The 6,307-nt window shown below is 48.2% G+C and carries 6 protein-coding genes and 2 tRNA genes; 2 read left to right on the top strand and 6 right to left on the bottom strand.

Going from position 1 to position 6,307, the window contains the following annotated elements; translation table 11 throughout:
• The 6 genes from LDL35_RS13855 to LDL35_RS13830 all read right to left on the bottom strand — a co-directional run.
• Nucleotides 1–1,143: tetratricopeptide repeat protein (locus LDL35_RS13855; RefSeq protein WP_304023484.1), on the bottom strand; the 1,143-nt coding region annotated here is incomplete at its 3' end.
• Between the two features lie 18 nt (nt 1,144–1,161).
• The gene (locus LDL35_RS13850; protein WP_304023482.1) at nt 1,162–1,869 is read right to left on the bottom strand and encodes a PKD domain-containing protein; all 708 of its coding nucleotides are present in this window, start codon (nt 1,867–1,869) and stop codon (nt 1,162–1,164) included.
• On the bottom strand, nt 1,866–2,276 hold the full coding sequence (locus LDL35_RS13845; protein WP_304023480.1) for a hypothetical protein: 411 nt from the start codon (nt 2,274–2,276) through the stop codon (nt 1,866–1,868). Before LDL35_RS13845 ends, LDL35_RS13850 begins: the two co-directional genes overlap by 4 nt.
• A gap of 57 nt (nt 2,277–2,333) precedes the next feature.
• On the bottom strand, nt 2,334–3,161 hold the full coding sequence (locus LDL35_RS13840) for a hypothetical protein (protein WP_304023478.1): 828 nt from the start codon (nt 3,159–3,161) through the stop codon (nt 2,334–2,336).
• Nucleotides 3,162–3,229: 68 nt separating this feature from the next.
• Nucleotides 3,230–3,302 (bottom strand) — tRNA-Asp (locus LDL35_RS13835).
• 8 nt (nt 3,303–3,310) lie between these two features.
• A tRNA-Tyr gene (locus tag LDL35_RS13830) sits at nt 3,311–3,416 on the bottom strand.
• A gap of 157 nt (nt 3,417–3,573) precedes the next feature.
• Here LDL35_RS13830 and ppsA point away from each other — a divergent pair.
• Nucleotides 3,574–5,862: a phosphoenolpyruvate synthase gene (ppsA, locus tag LDL35_RS13825; protein WP_304023476.1), complete on the top strand. Its 2,289-nt coding sequence runs from the start codon at nt 3,574–3,576 to the stop codon at nt 5,860–5,862.
• Nucleotides 5,834–6,307 (top strand): aminotransferase class I/II-fold pyridoxal phosphate-dependent enzyme (locus LDL35_RS13820; protein ID WP_304023474.1); only part of this gene is annotated, 474 nt, incomplete at its 3' end. The genes ppsA and LDL35_RS13820, both read left to right, overlap by 29 nt.

Below are 6,307 nucleotides of genomic sequence, written 5' to 3'. Positions count from 1 at the left end.
TGCCGGATCATCAGGATCAATCAAGGTAGCATTTTCAAACCGGTACAGGGCTTCCTGGTACCGTCCGGACTGCATCAGTAAAAATCCGACATTGGTAATGGTAATAGGATCATTCGGCTGAATCTTCAATGATTGATTGAACGCATCAAAGGATGCATCAAATTTCTTCAGGTTGGCATATGAAAACCCAAGATTTGCCCATACATCGGCATTACTCTGGTTTACCATAAGGGCACTGCGTGAAATGGCTGCTGATTCATCAAACTCCATAAGAACATTCTGAACCCTGGCTAATGCCACGAGGAGATCAACATTCTTTGGATCTTCTTTGACCAATTGCGCATAAATTTCCCGTGACTCTTTGTATTTTTTGGTTTTCTCAAGGAGTTCGGCCTCAATAAACAGATTATCAGGATTATCAGGAATCAGGGTATTGAGTTGCTTATAGGCAACCGCTGCCTCTTCCAGACGGTTTGACAACCGGAGCATCTCACCAAGACGCTTCCATGATCTGGCATCTTTCAGATTGAGCTTTAAGGCATTGTCATACTCTTTCGCGGCTTCATTATATCGCCCTAAGTCATACAAAAGTTCGGCCTTTTTCACATGAAACTCGTAATTTTTTGGACTCAGGTTAATGGCAATCCCATATTCCCGGAGTGCCTGCTCTGGTTCATTCAGTGCAGAGTAAATATCTCCAAGACCTGCATGAGCATGTGCGTTCCGGGGATGAAAAGCCGTTGCATTCTTTAAATCAGCCAGAGCACTCATCAGATCTCCATCCCTGACATAGGCTGCACCTCTCCTGATGAGTGCCGAGCTGTTTTCAGAGTCCAGAGTCAGAACATGAGAATACCCGATAATTGCCTCGGCGTTCATTGATTCATTGACTAAAAGATCTGCAGTCTTCAGCCAGAGGCTTGCATCAGATGAATTCAGTCTGATTGCCGCATCATAGAGGGATAAAGCCTCCATGGCACTTCCATTCTGTTCTTTATCCTCTGCCAGGAGCGTAAGATTTGTTGAGATATTTGTAACATCAATCGGTTTATCCTCTATACATCCAGCGAACAGAAGATATCCGGTAATAAGTGTAGTAAATAGTATACACTTCAGAAATTTCAGAGTATTATAATTCGACATTCAAATCAGGTAAAAAAGTTAAAATCCGGTATTGTAGGGGACACTTTTCACCAGATAATATGCCCCGTTAATATCAAGGGTTTCTTTATATCCACGCTCGGTCAGATACCCCCGGGAACTGTTATAGAGGGTTATTTCATTTGCTTTAAATGAAGCACTGCCGATTGCACCGTCCGCTCCGGAGGGCATCTCCACACGGTTCCGCGGCTCCGGGCGCCACCCTTCAGGAACTTCCTGTCTGACGCCGGATCCCCGTTCATGGACGGTGATGTAATCCAGTTCACGATCAGTACTTCCCCACATGAAATCGGTCAGCTGACCCCTGCTGGTATTCAGATACTCATCCATCGGGGTTTCATATGAGTAATTTGAATACAAGGTCAGCGACACATCATATTTCCCCGGTTCACGATAGGTATGAACGGGGTTTTTCTCAGTCGATGTATTCCCGTCACCAAAGTCCCAGAGTCGGGCATCTGCAAATCCATAGCTGATATCATAAAACCGTACTCTGAGTGGCGCATCCCCTTCTGTCCGGTCGGAGGTAAAATCCGCAGCAAGCGTTGATACAACAAACTCATCATACGATGGGTGACAACCACGGGTAAAACCGGGTGGAGAAGGAAGCATGGATGGTTTTAACGTGTATGCTGCCTGCACCATCGTGCACAGTACTATCAGAATAATAAAAAACCCAAGAAGGTATCTCCACCTGGCTGATGTCATAGTTTTATTCCTGAGGTATAGGTAAAGGACTTCATAAAGTTTACAATTGCCCCACTTACCATGGCACGATCACGCCATTCATTCGTTGCCGATGTATTCACATTTGTTCCCCGCCCTTCTAGGATTGAACCTCTGAAGTCGGTGATCACCGTACCGATTGCAGCATCTGTGCCATTGACAGGAGCTATACTTACCATATATTCAACACCGGCCGGAACACCGTCTTCGCCGACCGCACGAATCTTCAGATTTGATTCCATCGCAAATGACTGCATGTTTACCAGTCTCGTCGATCCGCTCACATGGTCATCAAAAGCAGGTGATACACTATACGAATCTGCAGTTATGAGAACCGGAGTGGTGAGAATGAAAAGTATTACGAAGATGAAAACGCGAATCTGCGTCATAATATTCACGCCCACAGGTTTGTCAGCGTGTTCTAATATGTTTCCTGCCAGAAGGTATTATGTCGGGGAGAGACCCGACGTAACGGTAAAGGATTTTCCAAAGGTGAATATCTGACCGTCAACCGTTGTTTTGTCATTCATCTTCTTGGTGGATGCAAGGTCGGTCGTATTTGTTGGTGCCCCTTCCTCATTGGTCATTGCAAACTCGGTACTTGCTGTTCCGGCTGCATAGGGGATACCGGATGACATGTCAGGATGAATGCCGATAAGATACCGAAGTTCTGCCGGGATAGTGTTGTCTGTTCCAACAGAGCGGGCCCGGGCCATGGTCGCAATCTGACCGCTGGTCATGTCAACAGCAGATGCACCTTTGTAATAACTATTGAACCCTCCGACATAATCACCAATGATTTCGGCAACAAGCGGATTTCGGACAGATCTGTTTACTTTGGTGTAATTACCCGAGTTGAACATCTCAAGTGAGTCAGAAGCAGCCATCTTACTCCCAACCTCCGGATCGGTCAGGTAGGTGGAGACTATCTTTGAATCAACATTAAAGGCCCCTTTCTGTTGTGGACCCTCGTCGATCTTCAGACCCTTGCTCTGCGCAAGATATCCCCCGTTGGTTGCCATATCACTCTTATAAACCACGGATGATACCCGCTCACCATCATAGAGAAAACCACCCTCATGACCTCCATGGCTGCTGGTCTCAAGCTGATACTCCTGGTGAGAGGACATTGAACCAATCACTTCAAGATAGGTCTCTGAAGGAATCTGCCTGTTCGTGGTATTGGTCCCGTTCGGAAGGATATCTGCCGATGCAGGAAAAATGAGTAATAACACCAGACAGATACTGATTAACACAGGAATTTTCGTATTCATGGACGGCACCGGAATTATCTTCATAGGTATTGGAATGAATACTATAGAAGATTGCCGGAAAAAGATGACGCCCAGATCGGAATTCGAATCCGAGTCGTCGGCGTGACAGGCCGACATGATAGGCCACTACACTATCTGGGCTGGGCATATCCCGCCTCCCGGATTTGAACCGGGGACATCGCGGTAGCTGCGCTCTTGCCTCAAACGGCAAATCAGTCTACAGCCGCGCACTCTACCAGTCTGAGTTAAGGCGGGATTGTGCTCTATAAGGTGGTAGACACAACCATATATAGATATCTATTTCACATGCTGATACCGGTGCAGATTCTGTCCAGTCATGGGCCTAGAGAGGCATCCTTTGAAAAACCTCTATTACAAGTCAAACGGAATACATACTCACAGGTTAGTCTTCATGACGGGAGTTCCAGATATTCTTTGGCTTGAGGAGATCCGTAAAGAGGATATTCCATCAGTTGGCGGAAAAGGTGCCTCACTTGGGGAAATGGCCTCTATCGGGCTTCCTGTTCCCCCTGCTTTTGTCGTTACCAGCCAGGCATTCAGACGATTTTTAGTCCAGACAGGGCTTGAAGAGCCACTCTATAAAATTCTGGAATCGCTGAATGTGGATGATAATGATGCGCTTGAATCTGCGGCACAAAAGGCCAAGGATCTGGTCCTTCAGGCAAAGATGCCGGAAGACCTCAAGAGCGAGATAGGGATCGCATATGAAAAACTCTCCAGGACAGGTGATATCGTAGCTGCCCGGTCGAGCGCGACTGCAGAGGATCTTCCTGATGCAAGTTTTGCCGGGCAGCAGGAGACGATCCTGAACATCAAAGGGATTGAACACCTTCTGAAAGGAATCCATGAATGCTGGGCCTCACTCTATGGTGCCCGTGCAATTTATTATCGGGCAAAGCAGGGGTTTGATCACCATTCTGTGAATATTGCAGTGGTAGTACAACAACTGATTCCTTCAGAGAAAGCAGGAGTGATGTTCACCTCCCACCCGGTGACTGGTGAACCATTTGCCATCATCGAAGGATCCTGGGGTCTTGGAGAAGCCGTTGTATCAGGAGCAGTATCACCAGACAATTACGTCTATGATCGGAGACTTGAGCGGACAACTGACCGGCTCATCTCTCCAAAAATGATCGAGATCGTCGCTGATGGTACATATGGAACCATCACGAGGAACGTGGAGAAGTCACGGCAGGAACAGCAGATCCTCTCTGATGATGAGGTAAAAAGACTTGCAACCTATGGAATTGTCTCTGAAGAGCATTACGGGGTTCCTCAGGACATGGAATGGGCGATTGTGGGGGATAAGATATACATCCTTCAGTCCCGGCCCATAACAACCATCAAAGGTGCAACAGGCATGAAGAAAGAAACAAAAGCAGGTTCTGCTGATAAGGTTGTCCTTCAGGGTCAGGGCGCATCTCCAGGTATTGCCAGTGGCCCGGTTATCATCATTGAGGATGTCAAAGATATCGGAAAGGTAAAAGAAGGTGACATCATGGTCACCCGGATGACTAATCCGGATATGGTCCCGGCGATGCGTAAAGTTGCAGCCATTGTCACTGATGAGGGAGGAATGACCTGTCATGCAGCCATCGTCTCCCGTGAACTCGGAACACCGGCAGTCGTTGGAACACGCAAAGCTACAAAGACCCTTACCGACGGACAGGTCATTACCGTTGATGGTGAGAAAGGCCTCATCTATGACGGGGTAATCGCCCAGCAGACTCCTGACGCAGGAACTGCGAAGGTCCAGATCGCCTCTGCACCAGCCAAGATCATTACGGCAACATCCGTCAAGGTCAATGTCTCAATGCCTGAAGCAGCCCAGCGTGCCGCCGCAACCGGTGCTGACGGAGTCGGACTTCTCAGAATTGAACATCTTATCCTTGGCCTCAATAAAACCCCCAACTGGTACATCCAGAACCATCGGGAAGAGGAGTTCATTACAGAACTGATGAACGGAATCAAGGTCGTCCTTGATGCATTCCCCGGAAAACCGGTATGGGTCAGGACCCTTGATGCACCTACCGATGAATTCAGAAACATGCAGGGCGGGGAGAATGAACCAATAGAACACAACCCCATGCTTGGATGGCGAGGTATCCGCAGGGATCTTCAAAGCCCGGCACAGTTCAGACTTCAGATTGATACCTTCAAACGGCTGTGGGATCTTGGATATGATAACCTTGGTATCATGTTCCCGATGGTCTCCCATCCACGCGAATTCATTCAGGCAAAAGAACTCTTCAGACAGGCAGGGGTCGATGTTGAGAATGTGGATCTTGGTATCATGATCGAGATTCCGGCAAGTGCAGTCCTGGTTGAGGATTTCATCAAGGCCGGAATAAAATTTGCTTCCTTCGGGACCAATGACCTGATCCAGTACACCATCGCCATTGACCGCAACAATGAGAATGTCACCGATATGTACTGGCCAAAACACCCTGCAGTCCTTGCCCTGATTGATCAGGCGATCCAGGCCTGCCGGAAAGGAGGAGTAGAAGTCTCAATCTGCGGGCAGGCAGGAAGTGAACCTGACATGGTCACCTGGCTTGTCGAACACGGCATCACGAGCGTCTCATCCAATATCGATGCAATTGCAAAGATCCGCGAGACCGTTGCACGGACCGAGCAGCGGATCATCCTTGATGCGGCGAGAAGACCATATGGATGCTGAAGGGCTCTCAGCCGACGAACTTTTTTGTTTTTTACAGGCGAAGCGGAATGAGGACTATTCTTATTCGCATATCCTCTCCTCCATGTGTACAACACCCCATCCGGTAGCCGTGCAGGCACATAACCTCTTTATGGAGACGAACCTTGGAGATCCCGGGTTATTTCCAGGTACGGCCTCCCTTGAGGACCGGCTGATCCGGTGGTTTGCAGATCTCTACCATGAGCCTTCTGCCGGTGGATGCACAACGTCCGGGGGGACTGAGTCAAATATTCAGGTGCTCAGATTTTGTAAAAAGACAAAAAATGTGAAGGAGCCAAATATCATCGTCCCCGCATCGGCACATTTCTCCTTTGAGAAGGCATGTGGGATGATGGATATTGAGATGCGAGTGGCCCCGGTAGACGAACAGTACCGGATGAAGACCGATGCAGCAGGAGAACTCATC

The sequence above is a fragment of the Methanospirillum hungatei genome (assembly GCF_020216685.1).
Taxonomy (GTDB): domain Archaea; phylum Halobacteriota; class Methanomicrobia; order Methanomicrobiales; family Methanospirillaceae; genus Methanospirillum; species Methanospirillum hungatei_B.
The sequence above is the reverse complement of the archived record's forward strand: the minus strand, read 5'-3'. Positions and strand labels throughout refer to the sequence as shown.

Coding starts and splice junctions, on each gene's coding strand:
- LDL35_RS13850 (WP_304023482.1), bottom strand. CDS start 1,869: ATGACATCAGCCAGGTGGAGATACCTTCTTGGGTTTTTTATTATTCTG.
- LDL35_RS13845 (WP_304023480.1), bottom strand. CDS start 2,276: ATGACGCAGATTCGCGTTTTCATCTTCGTAATACTTTTCATTCTCACC.
- LDL35_RS13840 (WP_304023478.1), bottom strand. CDS start 3,161: ATGAATACGAAAATTCCTGTGTTAATCAGTATCTGTCTGGTGTTATTA.
- ppsA (WP_304023476.1), top strand. CDS start 3,574: ATGACGGGAGTTCCAGATATTCTTTGGCTTGAGGAGATCCGTAAAGAG.